Source organism: Cohnella sp. OV330 (assembly GCF_900112065.1).
GTDB lineage: Bacteria > Bacillota > Bacilli > Paenibacillales > Paenibacillaceae > Cohnella.
In genome coordinates this window covers 1-19,297 of the sequence record NZ_FOKE01000018.1, presented here as the reverse complement: position 1 = coordinate 19,297, position 19,297 = coordinate 1, and the positions used below count along the sequence as shown (strand labels likewise).

The following is a 19,297-nucleotide window of genomic DNA, read 5'->3' as shown; positions in this document are numbered from 1 at the left end:
ACGATCCCCGAAAGAAAGGAGGTCACTGTGACACATGGCAGCAAGAATGAAAGAACGTTACAACGCTGAAATCGCGCCTGCACTGGTGCAGAAGTTCAGCTACAAATCGGTCATGCAAGTGCCGAAGATCGAGAAGGTCGTCATCAACATGGGCGTCGGCGAAGCGGTCTCGAACTCCAAGGTTCTGGACGCAGCGGTCGAAGATCTGCAAAAGATCGCCGGTCAAAAGCCGGTCATTACCCGTGCGAAGAAGTCTATCGCAGGCTTCCGCCTTCGTGAAAACGCGCCGATCGGCGTAAAGGTCACGCTGCGCGGCGACCGCATGTACTACTTCCTCGACAAGCTGTTCAACATCTCGCTTCCTCGCGTACGTGACTTCCGCGGCATCTCGAGCAAATCGTTCGACGGTCGCGGCAACTACACGCTCGGCTTGAAGGAGCAACTGATCTTCCCCGAGATCGAATACGACAAGATCGATAAGGTCCGCGGGATGGATATCGTCATCGTCACGACGGCGAATACGGACGAAGAAGCGCGCGAACTGCTGACCCAACTGGGCGCACCGTTCGTGAAGTAACTCCGCCGAGCCTGGCTATCAAGCCAAGGTACCCTACGGGAGGTGTGAAAGCAAAGTGGCAAAAACGTCGATGAAAATCAAGCAGCAACGTCCGCCGAAGTTCCAAGTTCGGGCTTACACGCGGTGCGAGCGCTGCGGACGTCCGCACTCCGTGCTGCAAAAGTTTAAAATTTGCCGGATTTGTTTCCGCGAGTTGGCATACAAAGGCCAGATTCCTGGCGTTAAAAAAGCGAGCTGGTAATCAGCCTAGTTCGGGAAGGAGGTTTACCCCATGGTTATGTCTGATCCCATTGCAGATATGCTGACGCGCATTCGCAACGCGAATCTCGTCCGCCACGAATCGGTGGAGCTGCCTGCGTCTACGGTCAAAAAGCAAATTGCTGAGATCCTGAAGCGCGAAGGCTTTATCCGCGACGCCGAATACGTCGAAGACAACAAGCAAGGTTTGATCCGCATCTTCTTGAAGTACGGACCGAACAACGAGCGCGTCATCACGGGCCTGAAGCGTATCAGCAAGCCCGGCCTGCGCGTCTACACGAAGTCGAACGAAGTACCGCGCGTACTCGGCGGCCTCGGCATCGCGATCATCTCGACGTCCAAAGGCATCATCACCGACAAGGAAGCCCGTCAAGGGAAAGCCGGCGGCGAAGTCCTTTGCTACGTCTGGTAATTTAAAGCGACAAGTTAGGAGGTGTACCAATGTCCCGTATCGGACGCAAACCCATCCAGGTGCCAAACGGCGTGAACGTGAACCTGGACAACAACGTCATCACGGTAAAGGGCCCCAAGGGCACGCTGAGCCGCGAACTGCATAAAGACATGAAGCTGGTCGTCGAAGAAGGCGTCATCAACGTCGAACGACCTTCCGACAACAAAGAACACCGCGCCCTGCACGGCACGACGCGCTCCGTCGTCGCCAACATGGTAAGCGGCGTTACCGAAGGCTTCGCTAAAAACCTTGAGCTTGTCGGCGTCGGTTACCGTGCCAGCAAGCAAGGCGAGAAGCTCGTCCTGAACGTCGGCTACTCGCACCCGGTCGAATTCCTGGCAGCAGGCGGCATCGAGTTCGACGTGCCGGCTCAGAACCGTATCACGGTTCGCGGCATCGACAAGGAAGCGGTCGGCGCGATCGCAGCGAAGATCCGCGAAGTCCGTCCGCCGGAGCCATACAAGGGCAAAGGCATCAAGTACGAAGGCGAACGCATTATCCGCAAGGAAGGCAAAGCCGGCAAGAAGAAGTAAAGAGAGGCGGCATCAGGCCGCTTAGGATATGGCACTCGGCCGGCACACGGCGATCCGTTGCCTGACCCCGGTCGGATAGCGAAGCGAGAAGGGAGTGAACCCCGGAATGATTACCAAAGGCGACAAGAACAAGGCCCGTCTGAAGCGTCACCTGCGCGTGCGCAAGAAGATCAGCGGCACGAACGAACGTCCGCGCCTCTCCGTGTTCCGTTCTTCCAAGCATATCTATGCGCAGCTGATCGACGACGTCAAGGGCGTGACCCTGGCATCGGCATCCACGCTGGATAAGGAAATCGGCGAGATCGGCAACGGCGGCAGCGTCGAAGCGGCTGCTAAGGTCGGTCAACTGGTAGCAGAACGCGCTAAGGCGAAAGGATACGAGAACATCGTATTCGACCGCGGCGGTTACCTGTACCACGGACGCATTCAAGCACTGGCGGACGCGGCTCGCGAAGCCGGTCTTCAGTTCTAATATTACGCAAACAAGGAGGTTAACGACTTGCGTGTAGATCCTAATACCCTGGAACTTACCGAAAAAATGGTCCAGATCAACCGCGTTTCCAAAGTCGTCAAGGGCGGCCGTCGCTTCAGCTTCAGCGCACTTGTCGTCGTAGGCGACGGCAAAGGTTGGGTTGGCGCAGGCATCGGCAAAGCCAGCGAAGTGCCGGACGCAATCCGCAAAGGCGTCGATGACGCTAAGAAGAACTTGATTTTCATTCCGCTTGTCGGCAAGACGATTCCGCACGCCGTTACGGGTCACTTCGGCGCCGGCAAAGTGCTGCTGAAGCCGGCATCCGAAGGTACGGGCGTCATCGCGGGCGGTCCTGTCCGCGCTGTACTCGAACTGGCCGGCGTCGGCGATATTTTGACGAAATCGCTGGGTTCCTCCAACTCGATGAACATGATCAACGCGACGTTGGAAGGTCTGTCCCGCCTGAAGCGCGCCGAAGACGTAGCCAAGCTCCGCGGCAAAACCGTGGAAGAGCTGTTGGGTTAAGGAGGGGTTAAAATGGCGAAATTGCAGATCACCCTCAAGCGCAGCTTGATCGGCCGTCCTGAGAACCAACGCCAAACCGTCAAGTCGCTGGGCCTCGGCAAAGTGAACTCGACGGTCGTAAAAGAAGACAACGCGGCGATCCGCGGCATGGTTAACACTGTTAGCCACCTGATCACCGTCGAAGAAGTATAAGGCTATATAGCCAATCGCAATAAAAATCAATCAAGGAGGTGCGACGAACGATGAAATTGCATGAACTTTCTCCTGCAACTGGATCCAAGTTCAGCCGCAAACGCGTCGGTCGCGGCATCGGCAGCGGCATGGGCAAGACGTCCACGCGCGGCCACAAAGGCCAGAACGCTCGTTCCGGCGGCGGCGTACGCCCCGGCTTCGAAGGCGGTCAAAACCCGTTGTACCGCAGACTCCCGAAGCGCGGCTTCAACAACGACCGTTTTGCTACGGAATACGCGATTGTTAACCTGGATCAACTGAGCGGATTCGCAGCCGGCACGGAAGTAACGCCGGAACTGCTGCTCTCCGAAGGGATCGTAAAGAACCCTAAGGACGGCATCAAGATTCTGGGCAACGGCGAGCTGACTGCAGCTATCTCCGTTAAAGCCCACAAGTTCTCCAAATCCGCTGCTGAAAAAATCCAGGCCGCCGGCGGTAACTCCGAGGTGATCTAATGTTCGCTACCGTGAGCAACATCTGGAAGGTCGAGGACCTTCGCAAGAGGATCCTATTCACGCTTTTCATACTGCTCGTCTATCGCGTCGGCTCCTTTATCCCGGTGCCGAACATCGACAAGAGCGTGCTCGAACAGGCCAATCAGCAAAGCAATGAGCTGTTCGGCCTGCTCAATACGTTCTCGGGCGGCGCGCTGTTCCATTTCTCGATCTTCGCGCTCGGGATCATGCCGTACATTACGGCATCGATCATCGTGCAGCTCCTCTCCATGGACGTTATTCCGAAGCTCGCGGAGTGGGCGAAGGAAGGCGAGATCGGCAAGCGCAAGTCGGCGCAGTTGACCCGTTACCTTACGATTGTCCTCGGTTTGATCCAAGCTTTCGCGACCTCGATCGGCTTTAACCGTATCTACAGCGCGAAGATGGTCATCGATCCGTCGCCGGCGACCTATATCCTGATCGCCATCGTGCTTACGGCCGGTACGGCCTTCCTGATGTGGCTCGGCGAGCAGATCAACGAGAAGGGCATCGGCAACGGCATCTCGATTCTGATGTTCGCGGCGATCGTCTCCCGAATTCCGACGTATATCCAAGAGATCTATCAGGACCAATTCGTGAACGGCGACCAGATCTTCTGGGCCGTCCTGAAGATGGTCATCATCCTGATCGTGATCCTGCTGATCATCGTCGGCGTTATCTTCGTCCAGCAGGGCGTACGCAAGATTCCGGTCCAATACGCCAAGCGCGTAGTCGGACAGAAGATGTACGGCGGCCAGTCGACGCATATCCCGCTTAAGGTTAACGGCGCGGGCGTCATTCCCGTCATCTTCGCTTCGTCGCTCCTGATGTTCCCGATCACGATCGCCCAATTCTGGGCCGGTCACACTTGGGCCAACTGGATCATTAGCCACCTGTACTACGACAAGCCGCTCGGTATGGTATTCTATATCTTGCTGATTGTCGGGTTCACCTTCTTCTACACGTTCGTGCAGTTCAACCCGCAACAGCTCGCGGACAACATGAAGAAGAACGGCGGTTATATCCCAGGCATTCGCCCGGGCAAGCCGACGGCAGGCTACCTGATGAGAGTCATCACCCGCATCACCCTCGCCGGGGCGCTGTTCCTGGCTGTCATCTCGATCCTTCCCGTCATCTTCGGCTCTGCCTTCGGTCTTCCGAAGTCGGTTCAGCTGGGCGGCACGTCGCTGCTGATCGTCATCGGCGTCGCGCTCGAGACGATGAAGCAGGTCGAGAGCAACCTGATCAAGCGTCACTACAAGGGGTTCATCAATAAGTAAGCTGCTTCAAAATGAGGGACATTCAGGAGGTACGGCAATGAACATCCTGTTTATGGGTCCTCCTGGGGCCGGCAAAGGCACGCAGGCGGAGCGCATCGTCGATTCGTTTAGCGTGCCGCACATCTCGACCGGCGACGCATTCCGTCTGGCGATGAAGGAAGGCACCGCGCTTGGCGTCGAAGCCAAGAAGTACGTGGATCAAGGCCTCCTCGTGCCGGACGAAGTCACCAACGGCATCGTCAAGGACCGTTTGTCCCTGGCCGACTGCGACAAGGGATTCCTGCTCGACGGCTTCCCCCGCACGCTGGCGCAGGCCGAAGCGCTTGACGAGATTCTCGCCGGACTCGGCAAGAAGATCGATCATGTCGTGAACCTGAAGGTGGACCGCGATCGTCTGCTCGCGCGCCTGACGGGCAGGCGGATCTGCCGGACCTGCGGCGCTACGTATCACGTCCTGTTCAATCCGCCCAAAGTCGAAGGCGTGTGCGACAAGGACGGCGGAGAGCTGTATCAGCGCTCCGACGATACGGAGGAGAAGGTCGGCACCCGGCTGGATGAATACACGAGCAAGACGGCTCCGCTGCTTGCCTACTACGAAGGCAAAGGGCTGCTCCGAGAAGTGGACGGGGAGAAGGACATCGACGCGGTTACGGCCGATATTTCCTCCCTCCTCAGAGGGTAACCGGCCATGATCGTGTGCAAGTCCGAATCGGAACTGAACTTGATGAGACGGGCCGGAGAGATCGTCGCGAAGACGCATCAGCTCATGAAAGAAGCTGTGCGCCCGGGCGTGACGACCGCCGAGCTTGACCGGATCGCCGACGCGTACATCCGCAGCCAGGACGCGGTTCCGTCTTTCAAAGGCTATAACGGTTTTCCATCCAGCATTTGCGCATCGGTCAACGAAGAGCTGGTGCACGGCTTCCCCGGTCCCCGGGTGCTTCAAGAGGGCGATATCATCAGCATCGACATCGGCGCGCAGTACAAGGGCTACCATGGCGACTCCGCCTGGACCTACGGCGTCGGTACCATCTCAGCGGACGCGCAGCGTCTGCTCGAGGTGACCGAAGCTTCGCTGTACGCAGGCCTTGCGCTAGTGAAGCCGGATGTCAGGCTGTTCACGGTGTCACACGGCATCCAGAAGGTGATCGAAGAGGCGGGCATGTCGGTCGTGCGGGAATACGTCGGACACGGCGTCGGACGCGAACTTCACGAAGAACCGCAGATTCCCAACTACGGCGTGCCCGACCGAGGGCCGCGCCTCAAGCCGGGCATGGTGCTCGCCATCGAACCGATGGTGAACCTGGGCTCGCGCTACGTGCGGACCCTCTCGGACAACTGGACGGTCGTGACGGTGGACGGCTCGCTGTGCGCGCACTTTGAGCACACCATCGCCGTAACCGAGGACGGGTTCGAGATTCTGACCCGTGCGGAAGACTAGGCGACAGCCATGACGGAGACGCCATCGCTGTCGCCAGGGGAAGTCGTGAGGAGCCGCCGCGGCAAAGACGAAGGTCAGCTGGCGGTGGTCATCGCCCTAGCCGACGAACGGTTCGCCATCGTCGCGGACGGCGACAAGCGCCGGTTCGACCGGCCGAAGCGCAAAAACGTGCTGCATCTCGAATCGGTCGGCATCGTGAGCGACGAAGTCGCAAGCAGCATTCGGGACACCGGACGCGTGACCAACGGCAAGCTCAAGCACGCCGTCGTCACTGCCATGAGGCGGCTCGAAGCGCATGCTGAAGAGAAAGGAGAATGACGGTGGCCAAAGAGGACGTAATCGAAGTGGAAGGCGTGGTCGTCGAACCGCTGCCGAACGCGATGTTCAGGGTGAAGCTAGAGAACGGCCATGAGATTCTGGCTCATGTCTCCGGCAAGCTCCGGATGCACTTCATCCGGATCCTGACGGGCGACAAGGTCGTGATCCAGCTCTCGCCGTATGATCTGACGCGAGGCCGCATCACTTACCGCAAATAGTTCTTCCGGTCTACCGAACCACACGTGACGGCAGCATGATGCATCAAGCGTCAGCGCCGCCGCACACTTTAGGAGGCTATTACCATGAAGGTGAGACCATCGGTCAAACCCATTTGCGAAAAATGCAAAGTTATTCGCCGCAAGGGTAACGTAATGGTTATCTGCGAAAATCCGAAGCACAAACAAAAACAAGGCTAAGAGGAGGTGCTCCTAACATATGGCACGTATTAGTGGTGTTGACCTCCCGCGCGACAAGCGCGTGGAAATCGCCCTGACGTACATCTTCGGGATCGGCAAGACGACGTCCCAGAAGCTTCTTGCTACGGCAGAAATCAACCCCGACACTCGCGTTCGCGACCTGACCGAAGACGAGCTCGCTCGTCTGCGCGATGCGATCGACAAGACGCAAAAGGTCGAGGGCGACCTGCGCCGCGAGATCGCGCTGAACATCAAGCGCCTGATCGAAATCGGCTGCTACCGCGGTGTCCGTCACCGTCGCGGCCTGCCTGTCCGCGGCCAACGTACGAAAACGAACGCCCGCACGCGCAAAGGTCCGCGTCGTACGGTAGCGAACAAGAAGAAGTAAGAAGGGAGGATAAATCAGCATGGCACAAAAAGGCAAGAAGGTTGTCCGCACGAAACGCCGCGATCGGAAAAATATCGAGTCCGGCGTCGCGCACGTCCGCTCGACGTTCAACAACACGATCGTTACGATCACGGATCCGCACGGCAACGCGATCTCCTGGGCCAGCTCCGGCAACATGGGCTTCAAAGGCTCGCGCAAGAGCACGCCGTTCGCCGCGCAAATGGCAGCCGAGACTGCTGCCCGCGCAGCGATGGAACACGGCATGCGCGCCGTCGAAGTCATGGTCAAGGGCCCTGGCGCCGGCCGCGAAGCCGCGATCCGTTCCCTGCAAGCCGCTGGTCTTGAAGTCAGCATGATCAAAGACGTAACGCCGATCCCTCACAACGGCTGCCGTCCTCCGAAGCGTCGCCGCGTATAATATGCGCCACTATGTGGTATCAAACAAAAACAACTTGTGAATAATGGTTGTAATGGTTAGGCATACTACATGGTTTGCCCAATTCGGTTATACTGGTTGAGGGACTGTGCGTCATCCCGGATGACCGGACGGGGCGAACAAACGGCAACGTCAGCAACGCAGCGACGTTTTGAAGGAGGGTTTGGTTGTGATTGTGATCGAGAAGCCAAAGATCGAATCGGTGGAGATTCAAGAAGACAAGAGGTACGGACGCTTCGTCGTGGAACCGCTCGAACGCGGCTATGGCATGACGCTCGGCAACTCCCTTCGCCGGATTCTGCTGTCGTCTCTGCCAGGCGCCGCCGTCACTTCGGTTCAAATCGATGGCGTGCTTCATGAATTCTCCACCATTCCTGGCGTGATTGAGGACGTCACCGAGATCATCCTCAATCTCAAGCGCCTCTCCCTGAAGATTCACTCCGACGAGGAGAAGGTGCTGGAGATCGACGCTGAAGGCGAGGGCATCATCACGGCCGGAGATATTCGGGCAGACAGCGACGTGGAGATCCTTAATCCGGATCTGCATATCGCCACGCTGGCTTCCGGTGCGCGCCTTCACATGCGCATCTTCGCCAGACAGGGACGCGGCTACGTCCCGGCGGATCGCAACAAGAAGGAAGATCAGCCGATCGGGGTCATTCCGATCGATTCGATCTACACGCCGATTACCCGCGTTAACTATAAGGTCGAGAATACCCGCGTCGGTCAAGTTACCAACTACGACAAGCTCACGCTTGAAGTATGGACCGACGGCAGCATCCGGCCCGAAGAAGCGGTCAGTCTGGGCGCCAAGATCCTGACGGATCACTTGTCGCTGTTCGTCGGCCTTACGGACGAAGCCAAGGACACCGAGACGATGAAGGAAAAGGAAGAGGATAAGAAGGAGAAAGTGCTCGAGATGACCATCGAAGAGCTCGATCTCTCCGTTCGCTCCTACAACTGCCTGAAGCGCGCCGGTATCAACACGGTTCAAGAGCTGATCACCAAGACCGAAGAAGACATGATGAAGGTCCGCAACCTGGGCCGCAAGTCTTTGGAGGAAGTGCAAGAGAAGCTCGAAGAACTCGGTCTGGGTCTTCGCTTCGAAGAATAGAAGACCTGACAAGACCGCATCAAGCGACAAGGAGGGAATAACAGATGGCATACCAGAAACTGAGTCGTGATTCGAGCTCGCGGAAGGCGCTCTTCCGTGACCTGGTCACCGACCTGTTCCTCTATGAACGTATCCAAACGACGGAAGCGAAGGCGAAGGAAGTTCGCTCCATCGCCGAGAAGCTGATCACGCTGGCTAAGCGCGGCGACCTGCATGCCCGTCGCCAAGTGGCTGCATTTGTGCGTCGCGAGACGCTGAACGGCGAGCAGGACGCGATTCAAAAGCTGTTCTCCGATCTCGCGCCGCGTTACGCGGAGCGCGCAGGCGGCTATACGCGCATCCTGAAGCTGGGACCTCGCCGGGGCGACTCCGCTCCGATGGTGTACCTCGAGCTCGTCGACCGCGCGTAAATTCTGCGGCGGCAAGCGCTTCGGTTTCGACCTCTCTCGTTCAGACGAGAAGCCGTTGCGCGAACGTAAACGGCTTCGCCCTCCTTCGGGAGGCGATTGTCCGTTCACGCCGAGAATTCCAGGCTGACGATGCTTCGGCATGAATAGGCTTAGAATTCAAAAAAGGATGGACCGAATGCTACCCTTTCGGCACATCCTTTTTTTGTGTCACGAGGAGGAATGGCGCATGCGCAACATCGCGCTGCTAATCAGCTACGACGGGGCCGGTTATTATGGCTTCCAGAGCCAGCCCGGCGGGAATACGGTGCAGGACAAGTTGGAAGAGGCGATTCGTATGCTCTCCGGCGAGCGCGTCAAGTTGACGGGCTCCGGGCGTACCGATGCAGGCGTTCATGCGCTAGGGCAAGTCGCCAATTTCTATACGACGTCCAGCATCCCGGCCGAGCGATGGGCCGTCGCGCTAAATTCGCGGCTGCCGAACGATATCGTCGTTCATGCCGCCGTCGAAGTGGCGGCCGATTTTCACGCCCGACGCTGCGCCGTTCGCAAAACCTACCGCTACTCCATCAATTCATTCCGCTTCCCGGACGTATTCGCCAGGCATCGCGTCTTCCACCATCCTGCGCCGCTGAATTTTCAGGCGATGCGGGAGGGGCTGAAGCATTTGCTGGGCGAACACGATTTTACGTCCTTCACCTCGCCGCTCTCCACGAAGCCGCACCATGTCCGTACGCTTTACGAGGCTTCGTTAAGCGTCGAAACGGATTCGGCGGGCAGCGAGGAGGCCGGTAGAGGGGTCGCGCATATTACGGTTTCGGGAAACGGATTTCTGTATAATATGGTGCGAATCATCGCGGGGACGATCCTGCAGGTCGGGGAAGGCAAGCGAAGGCCGGAAGAGATCGCCGACATTCTCTCCGCCAAGAACCGAGCAAGGAGCGGTCCCACGGCCGTACCGTACGGTCTAACGATGTGCAGCGTCGAGTACGGACCCGAGTGGGGATTGAACTGGAAGCCGCCTTATAATTAATGCGTTAAATTGCATGATTTAGTATTGCGGCGCCCAGGGATATCATGTACAATAGTCATTGTGTGTTCTTCATGGCTTCCCACGGCCCCGATGAAGAATACGCGAAGCGGCCGGTCTCGCGCCGCGCGCGCTCCTTCCCGAAGATGGAGACGCAGAAGCGGACATCGTGAACATTAGCATTTCCCGAAGATACGCAATCGATGAGGCCTGAAGGCCGATCACGGATAAGAGCAGGATTGAAGGAGGAAGTAACATGCGCACAACGTACATGGCGAAGACGAACGAAGTTGAACGCAAGTGGCATGTCATCGACGCTGAAGGCAAGACGCTGGGTCGTCTGGCTACCGAAGCGGCATCGCTGATCCGCGGCAAGCACAAGCCGGAGTTCACGCCGCATGTCGATACGGGCGATTTCGTCATCGTCGTCAACGCCGAGAAGATTGTCCTCACGGGCAAGAAGCTTCAACAAAAGAAGTACTACACGCACTCGCACTACCCGGGTGGCCTCAAGACGACGACGGCCGGCGACATGATCGCCAAGAAGCCGGCTCGCATCATCGAGCTTGCCGTTTACGGCATGCTGCCGAAGAACAAGCTCGGTCACCAGCTTCAGACGAAGCTGAAGGTATACGCTGGCCCTGAGCACCCGCACCAAGCACAACAACCTGAAGTTTACGAACTTCGCGGTTAATCGAGAGGGAGGACCTACCAATGGCTCAAGTGCAATACATCGGAACTGGCCGACGCAAGCATTCGGTAGCGCGCGTACGTCTCGTGCCCGGCGAAGGCCGCATCGTGATCAACAAGCGCGACATCAACGAGTACTTCGGTCTGGAGACGCTGAAGCTGATCGTTAAGCAACCGCTGAACCTGACCGAGACCACCGGCAAATACGACATCATCGTATTGGCCAACGGCGGCGGCATCGCCGGTCAAGCCGGCGCGATCCGTCACGGCATTTCCCGCGCTCTTCTGAAGGCCGATCCAGAGCTTCGCGGCTCGCTGAAGAAGGCCGGCTTCCTGACGCGCGATCCGCGCATGAAGGAACGTAAGAAGTACGGACTCAAGGCTGCACGCCGTGCGCCTCAGTTCTCCAAGCGTTAATCCTTGCTCTTCAAGCCTCTGCGGCGTCTTCGGACGCTCGTCGAGGCTTTTTTATGCCGATTTTATTCTTGTATATTCCGATCAGGAAGCGTATAATTTTTTAGACTAAAGCATCGAATTGCATCACCTACTTGTCAACAGGGGGTAGTGAAAATGAATTTGCTTGAAAAAGAAGCGCTCATCCGCGAAAAAGCGGAAGAATTCGAGCATGCTTCTCCGGAGACGGTTATCCGTTGGGCGGTCGAGACGTTCCCGAACATCACGTTCGCCTGCAGCTTCGGCGCGGAGGACGTCGTACTGGTCGATATGCTGCAGAAGATCAGTCCGAAGACCGATATTTTTTACCTGGACACCGATTTTCACTTCAAAGAAACGTACGAGACTCGCGACAAGCTCGCGGCTTATTATAACCTGGAGTTCGTCCGCGTCAGTCCGCTCATCACGCCTGAAGAGCAGGCCGAGCAGCATGGTCCCGAACTCTGGAAGGCTGACGCCAATGCCTGCTGCAATATCCGGAAGGTCGAGCCGCTGACCCGCATTCTGGGCCAATACGAAGCTTGGATCACGGGTATTCGCCGCGATCAGGCGCCTACGCGCGCCAACGCTAAGAAGGTCGAATACGACACCAAGTTCGGCCTGGTGAAGTTCAATCCGATCGCCTCGTGGACGAGCGACGACGTATGGAACTACATCCGTTCCAACAATATTATCTATAATGCACTTCACGACAACCACTATCCGAGCATCGGATGCGAATATTGCACGCGCCAGGTCATGCCCGGCGAAGATCCGCGCGCCGGACGCTGGGCCGGTCAAGAGAAGACCGAATGCGGTCTGCACAAATAAAAGGCTTTCGAAAGGAGCAGCAACATTCTAATGAGTACGATTCAGCCGCACGGCGGCGTATTGGTCAACCGCGTGCTTGAAGGTGCTACGAGAGAGCAACTGCTCGCGCAAGCCGGCAGTCTCAAGTCGATCCCCGTCAATGCTTGGACGATCTCTGACCTCGATCTCATCGGCGTCGGCGCATTCAGTCCGCTGACAGGCTTTTTGAACGAGCAGGATTACAAGAGCGTCGTCGACCGTATGCGTCTCGCTGACGGCACGGTATGGAGCATTCCAATCACGCTGACGGTGAACGAGGAGCAGGCAGGCGACCTCGCGGTCGGCGATCGCGTTGCGCTCGTCGGAGATCAAGATGGCATCGTGTACGGCATCATCGATATCGAGAGCATCTTTACGCCGGACAAGAAGCACGAAGCGCTACAAGTGTTCAAGACCGACGATCTGGCTCATCCGGGCGTCGTCAAGCTGATGGAGCGTCCGAACGTCTACGTCGGCGGCCCGATTCAGGTGCTGAACCGTCCGCAGCCGGAGAAGTTCGGCGAATACTACTTCGACCCGGCCGAGACGCGTCGGATCTTCGCGGAGAAGGGCTGGCGCACGGTCGTCGGCTTCCAGACGCGCAATCCGGTTCACCGCGCGCACGAGTACATCCAGAAGTGCGCGATGGAGATCGTCGACGCGCTCTTCCTGAACCCGCTCGTGGGCGAGACCAAGTCCGACGACGTACCGGCTAACGTTCGCATGCGCTCTTACGTGGCCTTGCTCGAGAACTACTATCCGAAAGATCGCGTCTTCCTGGGCGTCTTCCCGGCGGCGATGCGCTATGCGGGTCCCCGCGAGGCCATTTTCCATGCCATGGTCCGCAAAAACTACGGCTGCACGCACTTCATCGTCGGTCGCGACCACGCCGGCGTTGGCGATTACTACGGTACGTATGAAGCGCAAGATCTGCTCAAATCCTTTGCGGCAGACGAGCTCGGCATTACGCCGCTGTTTTTCGAGCACAGCTTCTTCTGCAAGAAATGCGGCAACATGGCTTCGAGCAAAACGTGCCCGCACGACAAAGAAGAGCATCTGACGCTGTCCGGCACGAAGGTTCGCGCTTTGCTGCGCGACGGCATTTGCCCGCCGCCTGAGTTCTCGAGACCCGAAGTCGCTCAGATCCTGATCGAAGGCATGTCGGCGTCCGCCGAGACGGCTGCCCGTTAAGTCCGATCATAAATAACCACCCTGTCCCATAAGATGTATCGTACATCAAATGGACAGGGTGGTTTTTATAATGCGGCAAATCGAGCGGCACCGTTATTCGCGCAACAAACATCCCATGAGAATCATCGTATGGATCACCCGCAAAGGAGCCGTACGTCTCGGGGCCGTGGCAGGGCTTGTCGCGCTTCTTAGCGCTCTGCTATGGGCGGAGATTCCTGCGCTGGAGACCGGAGGTCAGAGCTATTTGAAGACGCCGCTCACGGGCAAGACGGTCGTGCTGGACGCCGGACACGGCGGCGTGGACGGAGGCGCGGTGAGCCGCGACGGCTTGATCGAGAAAGATATCAACATGGCGCTCGTGCTGCAGCTGCGCGATTACCTTCAACAAGCGGGAGCGGTCGTCTATTTAACGCGCGAGGGCGATCATGATCTGGCGGGGTCCGAAGTTAAGGGCTATTCGAAGCGGAAAACCCAGGATCTGATTAATCGGACCGCGACGATTAACGGGAAAAATCCGTATCTTGCCCTCACGATCCATATGAATAGCGTACCTTCGGCCAAGTGGTCCGGCGCGCAGACGTTTTATTATCCGTCCAACGCGGAAGGCGCTCGACTCGCGACATTAGTGCAAGCCGAGATCCGGGAGTCCGTGGGCAACACGAATCGCGTGGCGCTGACCAAGGACAACGTATATCTCTTGAAGGCGTTGAAGATGCCGGCGGCACTCGTCGAAGTCGGCTTTTTGTCCAATCCCGAGGAATCGCGCCTGCTTGCCGGTAAAGCGTATCAGACGAAGGTAGCGGCAGCCCTCTATAGAGGCATTCTCAGATACGCCGAGGGAGAGGGCAAGTCGGCACCGTCTAAGGCCGTCGATTAGAAATTTCGATACGAAGACGCAGCGCTCGGACACACATTCGCCGCGCGCGATTGTGCTATAATGGACACTCAAGATAACGCGCAACGGTTGGAGGTTGGAAACGCGAATGGCAACGAGAGAAGAAGTAATCGAGGCGCTAAAGGGGCTAGAAGATCCATCCTTGAAGCAGCCTCTTGCCCGGTTGGGCTTGCTCAGGGATATCGTCGTCCGCGACACCGGCATCTCGCTGACGGCCGTGCTCCATCCGGACAGCATCGCGGAGGCGGCGCGTCTCGAGTCCGAGATCGCGGCGGCATTAGCCGCCATCCATGCGGGCAAGCCTCATGTGCGGATTCGGACGATGACGGAGCATGAGCAGAGCGAGGCGCATTCGCGCCGCGAGGGCGGACAAGCAGAGGCTGCGGCAGCGGCCGGGGCGAAGAAAGAGGCGGCGGCGCCGGTCAAGGGACACAGCGCGGGACTGGAGCACAATCCGCTGCTGAGACCGGACAGCGATGTCGTCTCCATCGCCATTGCGAGCGGCAAGGGCGGCGTAGGCAAGTCTACGGTGACGGTGAACCTGGCCGTCGCGCTATCACGCCGCGGCAAGCGCGTCGGATTGATCGACGGCGATATTTACGGCTTCAGCGTGCCGGACATGATGGGCATCGAAGAGCGGCCGGAGCAGGTCGGCGACAAGATCAAGCCGATCGAACGGTTCGGCGTCAAGATTATGTCGATGGGCTTTTTTGTCGAGGACAACAGCCCGATCGTCTGGCGCGGACCGATGCTCGGGAAGATGCTTCGCAACTTCTTTGCCGATATCGACTGGGGCGAGCTCGATTACCTGCTGCTCGATCTGCCGCCGGGGACGGGCGATATCGCGCTGGATGTGCATCAGATGCTGCCGAAGAGCAAGGAGATCATCGTGACGACGCCACATGCGACCGCGGCCTTCGTCGCTGCGCGAGCCGGCGCGATGGCGATCAAGACCGAGCACGAAATCATCGGCGTCGTCGAAAACATGGCTTGGTACGAGAAAAACGGCGAGCGCGATTATGTGTTCGGAAGAGGCGGCGGCGGCATGCTGGCCGATACGCTGCATACGTCGCTGCTTGCGCAATTTCCGCTGGGCGCGCCGGACAATCATCCTTCTGAGCCGGATTACTCGCCGTCCGTATACAAAGCCGACCATCCGACTGGCCGTGAATATTTAGCCCTCGCGGACGAAGTCATTGCCCGCTGCGGCAAATAAAACAAGAACAACCGCCGGCGCATCTTGCGCCGACGGTTGTTTTTTTGCAGCGTTCCTCGTTCTTCATGCGTACAAGTTATTGGCCGCCGCCGCTTTCGGACTGTTGGTCGCCGCCTTCGCCGCCGCCGCTTTGGCCGCCGCTTTCCCCGCCGCCTGATGACGATCCGCCTTTAGAATCTTCAGGCTTCGGCGTCAGTTCTTCCTTGACGACGTCCTGCAGGATCTTCATGAGCTCAAGCTTGAACACCGGATTTTGAATCGCTTCGCCGACCGCGCTCATCATTTGCTTGCGGTATTCGGCCGTCTTGGTCGTCTCGAACAGCACGGTTTTCATGTCGCCCGTTTTAAATACGCTCACGAGCTCCTGTTGATATGTCGGATCCTTGAGCAGTTCTTTGTGGATCTGCTTGTTGTCCTTACTGACGGCCTTGGCGAATTCGCCCGCGAACTTCGTGTCGGTCATGATCTCGCGTAGCACCTTCGAATAATTGGAAGAGGTCAGCACGTCCTTCACGGCCGTCCGGATCTGTTCCTGGTCGGAAGGCGTCAAGGATTGCGCGTGCAGGGAGCTGGTTCCGTACTTTTCCGTCGATGCTTTATCCAGTGCTTCTTGCGCTTCCTGGGAGCCCAGGATGTCGATCACCATCGATTTGACGTCTTTATAGCTCATCTGCTCGCTGCTGGCGCTGGATTCCGGACCGCAGGAAGAGAGCAGGATGACGGCCGTGAGGGCGAGGCCGGTCCACCACAAGCGAAGCCGCATAATGCGATCATCACCCTTTCCGGTAATTTGATCGTAGTATGCGACTTCCGGAGGCCGATTATAAGGAAGACTTCATGGCTTTTTGGGGCGGACATGGTAAAATGTTTGTGTACTGACGGGGGAGGAATACAATTGAATTTGCGTAAATGGATGACCTTGTTCGGCACGACGATCCTCATCGGCGGCGGAGCCGCTTTGATTACCGGCGTCGTGATGATGGTATGCGACCCGGATTTTCAAATCGGCGGCGCGCGAGGCTGGGCGTTTAATTTGATTATGATGGCGCTGGCGGGCCTTTCGTTCGGCGCTTTCGCGCATATGGGCTTTTTTGCGTACCTAATGCTTAACTACATTGCCCGAAGTATTATCAAGCGTCCGTATCTGTGGGTGGCGCTTCAAGGCTTCGTGGCGTTATTCGTGCTGGCGGAGATCGTATACTGGACGCATGACAGCGAGTTTCCGCCCCATGCGTTTTGGATCGTGCCGCTTCTGCTGTCGGCCGGGGCGCTCGCGGTCGCCTGGCGCAAGGCGAAGGAGACGACGGCGGGCGCTTGGATCCCGACCCTGTTTTTCATGATCGCCGTCACGACGATCGAGGGCTTGCCCGGCTTCAGGTCAGGGGGACTGTGGACGCAGCTGACGTTTACGTTGGTACCGATCTTCGTCTGCAACGCGTATCAGATTCTGCGTCTGCACCATATATTGACCGTGCCGGGCACGGCGCAGAAGGTCAAGACCGAAGCGGGAAGCCACTAGCGGCTCATCGGCAATTAGGCGACTTGGTTCCACGTCTGCTTGTCTTGAACCGTGTGTCCTTTGGTGTCCGTCTGGCTCATCAACTGGGAGACCGTGACGAATTCATACCCTTTGGCTCGCAATTGATCGATGATTTGCGGCAGCGCTTCATGCGTTTGGAGGCAGGAATCGCTGGCATGCAGCAGAATGATGTCCCCGGGGTGGGCTTTGGTCACGACGCGCTGCACGATCGTGTTGACGCCGGGGTTTTTCCAGTCCAGCGAATCCGTATCCCATTGAATGACTTTGTAATTCATGTCCTCCGCGATTCTTAATACCCGCTTGTCGAAGTCGCCGTTCGGCATCCGGATCAGATTCGGGCTTTTGCCGGTTTGGTCGGAAAGCATGCCGTGCGCGGTTTGGATCTGCTTGCGGATCTCATCGTCGCTCAGTTGGCTGTAATTCACGTGCTTATGGCCGTGACTGCCGATCTCATAGCCGCCGTCCACGATGTTCTGGACGATGTCCGGATGCGTCTTGCTCCAAGGCGAAGAGAGGAAAAACGTCACGTTTTTCACGTTCTTCTCTTTAAGGATGTCCAAAATCGGCTGCGCTCTTTTATCGCCCCAGCTAATATCGAACGTCAGCGCGACGATTTTGCGGTCCGTCGGCACGCTGTATACGGCAGCCGGCGGATGCGGGGCGAATACGCTGATATTGTCCCTTTCGGTCCAGATCACCCCCGCGGACAGCAATACGGCGAGCGTGAGGAAAAAGTACCGCTTGATGCGGCGGCCGCTCCATACGAAAAAGTAGTTCATGATTCCGATCCCCTCTCGATTAGAAGTTAGAATAAGGCTTGGACGCTACAGCTTGTTCTAATTGCAATGTATGCTTGACCCATGGCAAGTTATGATACGGTCGCGAAGGGGAGATTCAATTTGATCAAAAAAACGCTTCTGCAAGCGTGGACCGACGTCAAGCCTTACTTCTGGGCGGCAGCCGTCATCTTTTTGGCCGGCCTGTTCGTCGGCGCCATGTCGAACGGAGACATCGGCTGGCTGGATAGACAGCTCGAAGGCATAAGCAAAATCGCCAAGCAGGCTAATGAATCCGACAATGTGAGCCTTTCGATGTTCTGGCTGATTCTTGTCAACAATCTCGTTGCTACGGCATTCGCGATGTACCTCGGGATTGCGGTATGCATCATGCCGTTGTTTACGCTGGCGTTAAACGGATTGGTCATGGGCTATCTGTTCGGACAGTTGGCGAATGAAGGTGCCGACCTTTGGTCGTTGATCGTGAAAGGAATATTGCCGCACGGCATACTGGAGCTGCCGGCCGTATTTCTCGCGGGTGCATACGGCATTTTGCTTGGCGTTCGGCTGCTGCAGGGCATCGGACGTTCCTTGACGGGCAAGCCAACGCCTTGGGCAAGATTCGCCGAAGCGATGAAAGGCTCGGTAGCGATCTATGTCGTGGTGGCGCTTTTGCTGCTTGCGGCGGCGGCGATCGAGAGCACGCTGACGCTTTATCTGGTGAAGTCCTGATTTTTTGCGTAGTTCTCTGTCATAAATCAGGCTGAATTGGTGCATAACAGTAAAACGCTTAAAGGCGGACCGCCGCACGCGATGCTGGGATTGCACAGGAGGCCTACGGTAGTATGCTGGGAATGATGTTCAACGACAAGGAATGCAGAGAGCTTGACTATATGCTTCGCAAGGAACTCGACGAGATGCTGCTTGATCTGGGAGACCGGAGAATGGAAGGTCCCGTGAAGGAAGCGATCTTTAAGAGGTACAAGACGATCTTTAGAATGTATGCGAGGATCGCGGCGCCGAGGGAGCTGTCCAGGTATGCGTCGGGGCTTCGCAATCAACGCTCTTGAAGGGCCATCAACGCGGCGAAATAAAGATTAAAAGATAGCGAAATTAAGGGTTGACGATTTACGACGGAATGTGATAAATTATCTAACGCCCCTCCTGAAGGGGAGAGCGGACAAGCGCTTGCGGCAAAGAATAAGATGATTTACATATCTTACAAGTTGCAAGGTCTGGGCCCGCTGTGATATATTATAAAAGTCGCCGTTGCGAGGCAATGTCGCGAGCGACGAACGAGATTGCTCCTTGAAAACTGAACATCGAGCGTTAAAACAAACGGACGCTGAAGCCTTTCG

30 protein-coding genes are annotated in these 19,297 nt (G+C 57.3%); 28 read left to right on the top strand and 2 right to left on the bottom strand.

The window, feature by feature from the left end:
- The first annotated feature begins 34 nt into the window (after positions 1 to 34).
- The 25 genes from rplE (at position 35) to BM235_RS29665 (ending at position 15,623) form a co-directional block, all read left to right on the top strand.
- Entirely contained in the window at positions 35 to 577 is a 543-nt protein-coding gene (gene rplE / locus BM235_RS29785; protein WP_090117904.1) for a 50S ribosomal protein L5, read from the top strand.
- A gap of 55 nt (positions 578 to 632) precedes the next feature.
- Positions 633 to 818 (top strand): type Z 30S ribosomal protein S14, encoded by a 186-nt coding sequence (locus tag BM235_RS29780; RefSeq protein ID WP_090117903.1) that lies wholly within the window; start codon positions 633 to 635, stop codon positions 816 to 818.
- A gap of 30 nt (positions 819 to 848) precedes the next feature.
- Complete coding sequence (gene rpsH, locus BM235_RS29775; protein ID WP_090117902.1) at positions 849 to 1,247, top strand: 30S ribosomal protein S8; 399 nt, start codon at positions 849 to 851, stop codon at positions 1,245 to 1,247.
- Positions 1,248 to 1,276: 29 nt separating this feature from the next.
- Complete coding sequence (rplF, locus tag BM235_RS29770) at positions 1,277 to 1,819, top strand: 50S ribosomal protein L6 (protein ID WP_090117901.1); 543 nt, start codon at positions 1,277 to 1,279, stop codon at positions 1,817 to 1,819.
- Between the two features lie 106 nt (positions 1,820 to 1,925).
- Positions 1,926 to 2,291 carry a 50S ribosomal protein L18 gene (rplR, locus tag BM235_RS29765; RefSeq protein ID WP_090117900.1) on the top strand — a complete coding sequence of 122 codons (366 nt, stop codon included), beginning with the start codon at positions 1,926 to 1,928 and terminating at the stop codon, positions 2,289 to 2,291.
- A gap of 27 nt (positions 2,292 to 2,318) precedes the next feature.
- The gene (gene rpsE, locus BM235_RS29760; RefSeq protein WP_090117899.1) at positions 2,319 to 2,816 is read left to right on the top strand and encodes a 30S ribosomal protein S5; all 498 of its coding nucleotides are present in this window, start codon (positions 2,319 to 2,321) and stop codon (positions 2,814 to 2,816) included.
- 12 nt (positions 2,817 to 2,828) lie between these two features.
- Entirely contained in the window at positions 2,829 to 3,008 is a 180-nt protein-coding gene (gene rpmD / locus BM235_RS29755) for a 50S ribosomal protein L30 (protein ID WP_090117898.1), read from the top strand.
- A 50-nt stretch (positions 3,009 to 3,058) separates the two neighbouring features.
- On the top strand, positions 3,059 to 3,502 hold the full coding sequence (gene rplO, locus BM235_RS29750; RefSeq protein ID WP_090117897.1) for a 50S ribosomal protein L15: 444 nt from the start codon (positions 3,059 to 3,061) through the stop codon (positions 3,500 to 3,502).
- Positions 3,502 to 4,800: a preprotein translocase subunit SecY gene (secY, locus tag BM235_RS29745; protein WP_090117896.1), complete on the top strand. Its 1,299-nt coding sequence runs from the start codon at positions 3,502 to 3,504 to the stop codon at positions 4,798 to 4,800. Before rplO ends, secY begins: the two co-directional genes overlap by 1 nt.
- A gap of 37 nt (positions 4,801 to 4,837) precedes the next feature.
- A complete protein-coding gene (locus BM235_RS29740) occupies positions 4,838 to 5,482 on the top strand; it encodes an adenylate kinase (RefSeq protein ID WP_090117895.1) in 645 nt (214 codons plus the stop codon).
- Positions 5,483 to 5,488: 6 nt separating this feature from the next.
- On the top strand, positions 5,489 to 6,241 hold the full coding sequence (map, locus tag BM235_RS29735; RefSeq protein WP_090117894.1) for a type I methionyl aminopeptidase: 753 nt from the start codon (positions 5,489 to 5,491) through the stop codon (positions 6,239 to 6,241).
- A 9-nt stretch (positions 6,242 to 6,250) separates the two neighbouring features.
- Complete coding sequence (locus tag BM235_RS29730) at positions 6,251 to 6,559, top strand: KOW domain-containing RNA-binding protein (protein ID WP_090117893.1); 309 nt, start codon at positions 6,251 to 6,253, stop codon at positions 6,557 to 6,559.
- 2 nt (positions 6,560 to 6,561) lie between these two features.
- The gene (gene infA, locus BM235_RS29725) at positions 6,562 to 6,777 is read left to right on the top strand and encodes a translation initiation factor IF-1 (protein ID WP_090117962.1); all 216 of its coding nucleotides are present in this window, start codon (positions 6,562 to 6,564) and stop codon (positions 6,775 to 6,777) included.
- 84 nt (positions 6,778 to 6,861) lie between these two features.
- Positions 6,862 to 6,975, top strand: coding sequence for a 50S ribosomal protein L36 (rpmJ, locus tag BM235_RS29720; RefSeq protein ID WP_003333770.1), 114 nt, complete (start codon positions 6,862 to 6,864; stop codon positions 6,973 to 6,975).
- Positions 6,976 to 6,994: 19 nt separating this feature from the next.
- Positions 6,995 to 7,363: a 30S ribosomal protein S13 gene (rpsM, locus tag BM235_RS29715; protein ID WP_090117892.1), complete on the top strand. Its 369-nt coding sequence runs from the start codon at positions 6,995 to 6,997 to the stop codon at positions 7,361 to 7,363.
- Positions 7,364 to 7,382: 19 nt separating this feature from the next.
- On the top strand, positions 7,383 to 7,781 hold the full coding sequence (gene rpsK, locus BM235_RS29710; protein WP_090117891.1) for a 30S ribosomal protein S11: 399 nt from the start codon (positions 7,383 to 7,385) through the stop codon (positions 7,779 to 7,781).
- Positions 7,782 to 7,968: 187 nt separating this feature from the next.
- Positions 7,969 to 8,913 (top strand): DNA-directed RNA polymerase subunit alpha, encoded by a 945-nt coding sequence (locus BM235_RS29705; protein ID WP_090117890.1) that lies wholly within the window; start codon positions 7,969 to 7,971, stop codon positions 8,911 to 8,913.
- Positions 8,914 to 8,957: 44 nt separating this feature from the next.
- The gene (gene rplQ, locus BM235_RS29700; protein WP_090117889.1) at positions 8,958 to 9,323 is read left to right on the top strand and encodes a 50S ribosomal protein L17; all 366 of its coding nucleotides are present in this window, start codon (positions 8,958 to 8,960) and stop codon (positions 9,321 to 9,323) included.
- A 226-nt stretch (positions 9,324 to 9,549) separates the two neighbouring features.
- Positions 9,550 to 10,353, top strand: a complete 804-nt coding sequence (gene truA, locus BM235_RS29695) for a tRNA pseudouridine(38-40) synthase TruA (RefSeq protein WP_090117888.1) — start codon at positions 9,550 to 9,552, stop codon at positions 10,351 to 10,353.
- Between the two features lie 253 nt (positions 10,354 to 10,606).
- The gene (gene rplM / locus BM235_RS29690) at positions 10,607 to 11,044 is read left to right on the top strand and encodes a 50S ribosomal protein L13 (RefSeq protein WP_090117887.1); all 438 of its coding nucleotides are present in this window, start codon (positions 10,607 to 10,609) and stop codon (positions 11,042 to 11,044) included.
- Between the two features lie 20 nt (positions 11,045 to 11,064).
- Positions 11,065 to 11,457 (top strand): 30S ribosomal protein S9, encoded by a 393-nt coding sequence (gene rpsI / locus BM235_RS29685; RefSeq protein WP_090117886.1) that lies wholly within the window; start codon positions 11,065 to 11,067, stop codon positions 11,455 to 11,457.
- Between the two features lie 153 nt (positions 11,458 to 11,610).
- Positions 11,611 to 12,303, top strand: a complete 693-nt coding sequence (locus tag BM235_RS29680; protein ID WP_090117885.1) for a phosphoadenylyl-sulfate reductase — start codon at positions 11,611 to 11,613, stop codon at positions 12,301 to 12,303.
- A 30-nt stretch (positions 12,304 to 12,333) separates the two neighbouring features.
- Positions 12,334 to 13,512 (top strand): sulfate adenylyltransferase, encoded by a 1,179-nt coding sequence (gene sat / locus BM235_RS29675; protein WP_090117884.1) that lies wholly within the window; start codon positions 12,334 to 12,336, stop codon positions 13,510 to 13,512.
- A gap of 70 nt (positions 13,513 to 13,582) precedes the next feature.
- Positions 13,583 to 14,389: an N-acetylmuramoyl-L-alanine amidase CwlD gene (cwlD, locus tag BM235_RS29670; RefSeq protein WP_255374660.1), complete on the top strand. Its 807-nt coding sequence runs from the start codon at positions 13,583 to 13,585 to the stop codon at positions 14,387 to 14,389.
- A gap of 106 nt (positions 14,390 to 14,495) precedes the next feature.
- Positions 14,496 to 15,623: a P-loop NTPase gene (locus BM235_RS29665; protein WP_090117883.1), complete on the top strand. Its 1,128-nt coding sequence runs from the start codon at positions 14,496 to 14,498 to the stop codon at positions 15,621 to 15,623.
- A 76-nt stretch (positions 15,624 to 15,699) separates the two neighbouring features.
- On the opposite strand, the gene gerD is transcribed toward BM235_RS29665, so the two are convergent.
- On the bottom strand, positions 15,700 to 16,386 hold the full coding sequence (gene gerD / locus BM235_RS29660) for a spore germination lipoprotein GerD (protein WP_090117882.1): 687 nt from the start codon (positions 16,384 to 16,386) through the stop codon (positions 15,700 to 15,702).
- Between the two features lie 132 nt (positions 16,387 to 16,518).
- Between gerD and BM235_RS29655 the strand changes: the two genes are divergently transcribed.
- Entirely contained in the window at positions 16,519 to 17,142 is a 624-nt protein-coding gene (locus tag BM235_RS29655) for a KinB-signaling pathway activation protein (RefSeq protein WP_158544145.1), read from the top strand.
- Between the two features lie 14 nt (positions 17,143 to 17,156).
- Here BM235_RS29655 and pdaB read toward each other — a convergent pair whose 3' ends face one another.
- Entirely contained in the window at positions 17,157 to 17,942 is a 786-nt protein-coding gene (pdaB, locus tag BM235_RS29650) for a polysaccharide deacetylase family sporulation protein PdaB (protein WP_090117880.1), read from the bottom strand.
- Positions 17,943 to 18,062: 120 nt separating this feature from the next.
- Here pdaB and BM235_RS29645 point away from each other — a divergent pair, with 120 nt between their 5' ends.
- Positions 18,063 to 18,671, top strand: coding sequence for a stage II sporulation protein M (locus tag BM235_RS29645; protein WP_158544146.1), 609 nt, complete (start codon positions 18,063 to 18,065; stop codon positions 18,669 to 18,671).
- A 113-nt stretch (positions 18,672 to 18,784) separates the two neighbouring features.
- Positions 18,785 to 19,009, top strand: a complete 225-nt coding sequence (locus tag BM235_RS29640; RefSeq protein WP_090117878.1) for a hypothetical protein — start codon at positions 18,785 to 18,787, stop codon at positions 19,007 to 19,009.
- Positions 19,010 to 19,297 lie beyond the last annotated feature (288 nt).

Coding starts and splice junctions, on each gene's coding strand:
- map (WP_090117894.1), top strand. CDS start 5,489: ATGATCGTGTGCAAGTCCGAATCGGAACTGAACTTGATGAGACGGGCC.
- rpsK (WP_090117891.1), top strand. CDS start 7,383: ATGGCACAAAAAGGCAAGAAGGTTGTCCGCACGAAACGCCGCGATCGG.
- rplQ (WP_090117889.1), top strand. CDS start 8,958: ATGGCATACCAGAAACTGAGTCGTGATTCGAGCTCGCGGAAGGCGCTC.
- BM235_RS29730 (WP_090117893.1), top strand. CDS start 6,251: ATGACGGAGACGCCATCGCTGTCGCCAGGGGAAGTCGTGAGGAGCCGC.
- BM235_RS29640 (WP_090117878.1), top strand. CDS start 18,785: ATGCTGGGAATGATGTTCAACGACAAGGAATGCAGAGAGCTTGACTAT.
- rplM (WP_090117887.1), top strand. CDS start 10,607: ATGCGCACAACGTACATGGCGAAGACGAACGAAGTTGAACGCAAGTGG.
- BM235_RS29740 (WP_090117895.1), top strand. CDS start 4,838: ATGAACATCCTGTTTATGGGTCCTCCTGGGGCCGGCAAAGGCACGCAG.
- rplE (WP_090117904.1), top strand. CDS start 35: ATGGCAGCAAGAATGAAAGAACGTTACAACGCTGAAATCGCGCCTGCA.
- rpsH (WP_090117902.1), top strand. CDS start 849: ATGGTTATGTCTGATCCCATTGCAGATATGCTGACGCGCATTCGCAAC.
- rpsM (WP_090117892.1), top strand. CDS start 6,995: ATGGCACGTATTAGTGGTGTTGACCTCCCGCGCGACAAGCGCGTGGAA.
- BM235_RS29680 (WP_090117885.1), top strand. CDS start 11,611: ATGAATTTGCTTGAAAAAGAAGCGCTCATCCGCGAAAAAGCGGAAGAA.
- rplF (WP_090117901.1), top strand. CDS start 1,277: ATGTCCCGTATCGGACGCAAACCCATCCAGGTGCCAAACGGCGTGAAC.
- gerD (WP_090117882.1), bottom strand. CDS start 16,386: ATGCGGCTTCGCTTGTGGTGGACCGGCCTCGCCCTCACGGCCGTCATC.
- rplO (WP_090117897.1), top strand. CDS start 3,059: ATGAAATTGCATGAACTTTCTCCTGCAACTGGATCCAAGTTCAGCCGC.
- truA (WP_090117888.1), top strand. CDS start 9,550: ATGCGCAACATCGCGCTGCTAATCAGCTACGACGGGGCCGGTTATTAT.
- pdaB (WP_090117880.1), bottom strand. CDS start 17,942: ATGAACTACTTTTTCGTATGGAGCGGCCGCCGCATCAAGCGGTACTTT.
- secY (WP_090117896.1), top strand. CDS start 3,502: ATGTTCGCTACCGTGAGCAACATCTGGAAGGTCGAGGACCTTCGCAAG.
- rplR (WP_090117900.1), top strand. CDS start 1,926: ATGATTACCAAAGGCGACAAGAACAAGGCCCGTCTGAAGCGTCACCTG.
- cwlD (WP_255374660.1), top strand. CDS start 13,583: ATGCGGCAAATCGAGCGGCACCGTTATTCGCGCAACAAACATCCCATG.
- BM235_RS29665 (WP_090117883.1), top strand. CDS start 14,496: ATGGCAACGAGAGAAGAAGTAATCGAGGCGCTAAAGGGGCTAGAAGAT.
- rpmJ (WP_003333770.1), top strand. CDS start 6,862: ATGAAGGTGAGACCATCGGTCAAACCCATTTGCGAAAAATGCAAAGTT.
- rpmD (WP_090117898.1), top strand. CDS start 2,829: ATGGCGAAATTGCAGATCACCCTCAAGCGCAGCTTGATCGGCCGTCCT.
- rpsI (WP_090117886.1), top strand. CDS start 11,065: ATGGCTCAAGTGCAATACATCGGAACTGGCCGACGCAAGCATTCGGTA.
- sat (WP_090117884.1), top strand. CDS start 12,334: ATGAGTACGATTCAGCCGCACGGCGGCGTATTGGTCAACCGCGTGCTT.